The 1,903-nt window shown below is 64.1% G+C and carries 1 protein-coding gene; it reads right to left on the bottom strand.

Annotated features, from left to right (window positions below; translation table 11 throughout):
• Nucleotides 1-87: 87 nt before the first annotated feature.
• Nucleotides 88-1,476 (bottom strand): group II intron reverse transcriptase/maturase, encoded by a 1,389-nt coding sequence (gene ltrA / locus B0E41_RS00075; RefSeq protein ID WP_253194502.1) that lies wholly within the window; start codon nt 1,474-1,476, stop codon nt 88-90.
• Nucleotides 1,477-1,903: the final 427 nt, after the last annotated feature.

Below are 1,903 nucleotides of genomic sequence, written 5' to 3'. Positions count from 1 at the left end.
ATCGGCATAGGGGGCCCCCATAACGGAGGCACCCCTGCCACACCACCCGGCATGCGGGTCCGCACCGGGCGGTTCGAGAGTTTGAGGTCACGACAGCCTCGGCAACCCCAACCCGTCAAAGTACGCCATGGTCAACACGCTGTTGAGCAGCTTGGCGCTGTTTCGCCACCATCGATGGCCGTTGCCTGCCACCCGTGCCGCGACATCGTCAGTAGCCCCCATCCCCGTGAGCACCCGGTAGATCGTTTTCGGCCTCTTCCAGTGCCGCAGTTGGATGGCCCTCAGGCGATGGCGCAACCACTCGTCCAGCTCTCGCCAGACTCGGGGCGTTTGTGCCAACCCGAAGTAGGCCTTCCAGCCCAGCACATAAGGCCTGAGCTTTTCCACCGTTTGCGCCATGCTGCGCCCACCTGTTCGGCGCGTGAGTTGCCGGATGCGGGCCTTGAAGTTGTCCAGCGCTTTCTTCGCCACCGCACATTTGACTTCTCGGCCCTTGGCCACCCACAGCGCATAGCCCAGAAATTGGCGCCCGAAGGCGCTGGCCACCGCGCTCTTGGCTTCGTTGATCTGAAGCTTCAAGCCGCCGTAGAGCTTCCTGAGGTAGGCCATCACCCGCTCCCCGGCCTTGATGCTGCCCACGTAAACGTTGCAGTCGTCGGCATAGCGAGCAAAGCTGTGGCCTCGCGCCTCCAACGCCTTGTCCACCTCGTCGAGCAGCACGTTGGCCAGCAGCGGGGAGAGCGGCCCGCCTTGCGGCGTGCCCAGGTGGCGATCAATCACCACCCCACCGTCCATGATCCCGACGTTGAGGTACGCCCGGATCAGCCGGATGACGCCGGCATCGTCGATGCGCTTGCTCACGCGGTCCATCAGGATGTCGTGGTTGACCCGGTCGAAGAACTTCGCCAGGTCCACGTCCACCACCACATGTTTGCCCGTTTGGACGTACGCCCGCGCGGCCTTGACCGCATCGTGCGCTCGCCTGCCCGGGCGGAATCCGTGGCTGTGTTCGCTGAAACCGGGATCGATCAGGGGTTGCAGCACTTGCAGCAGAGCTTGCTGGATCAGCCGATCCAGCACCGTGGGGATGCCCAGCTCGCGCTGGCTCCCGTCGGGTTTGGGGATCATGACTTTGCGTACCGGGCTGGGCCGGTAATGCCCCATCAGCAGTGCTTGGCGGATGTCGGGCCAGCTCTGGCGTATCGCCTGGGCGGTCTGCTCGACGTCGAGCCCGTCCACCCCGGCGGCACCCTTGTTGGCCTTGACCCGCTTCCACGCCGCTTGCAGGTTCTGTCTCGTCAGCGCCGCTTCCAGCAGGCCACCTGTGCCCACCTTCGGCTTTGCCAACCCTGTGTGCGGGTGTTCAAGGAGCGGGTCGCAGGCTTCGTCGCTGCTGGGATCGCGCTGGGCTTCACCCAGCGCTACGCCCACCCGCCCGGACTCACCTTTGTCAGGTCTTGCCGGCATCTGACGCATGGCCTTTGACATCTCCTTGTCCTCGCTCACTCACTCTCGTTCGGTCCTTCGCTCTGGCCTTGTGGCCTCATCGGCCCCGGCTTGCAGCTACTACGACCTCTGCTGACTTCTCGCTCCGGCTCGGCCGTCGGGCTTTCACCCACAAGGCGAGATCTCCCCAGGTAAGAACGCACACCTTCATCGCACAGCCGCCGCATCTACGCCACTTCGCCTTGGTCACAAGAGCTTTGCGGTCATTGGCCCGCTCGCCCTGCTTGGCAGCGCCTTCTATGCGGTTCTTGTTCATCGGCTCACGACTTACGCTCCACGCTTCCTTCCTACGCTCGGTCGCCCTCACGCAGTTGCGCTTCACTTTGCTCACTGTGACCAGCTCGCAGCGGGACTTGCACCCGCAGGTGTGCGCCCATGCTGGGCGCACCAAAAAAAA

Origin of the sequence: Hydrogenophaga sp. A37 (genome assembly GCF_002001205.1) — a bacterium.
In the GTDB taxonomy this organism is placed as follows: domain Bacteria; phylum Pseudomonadota; class Gammaproteobacteria; order Burkholderiales; family Burkholderiaceae_C; genus Hydrogenophaga.
Note: the sequence above shows the minus strand (reverse complement) of the source record. Positions and strands in the feature narration are given on the sequence as shown.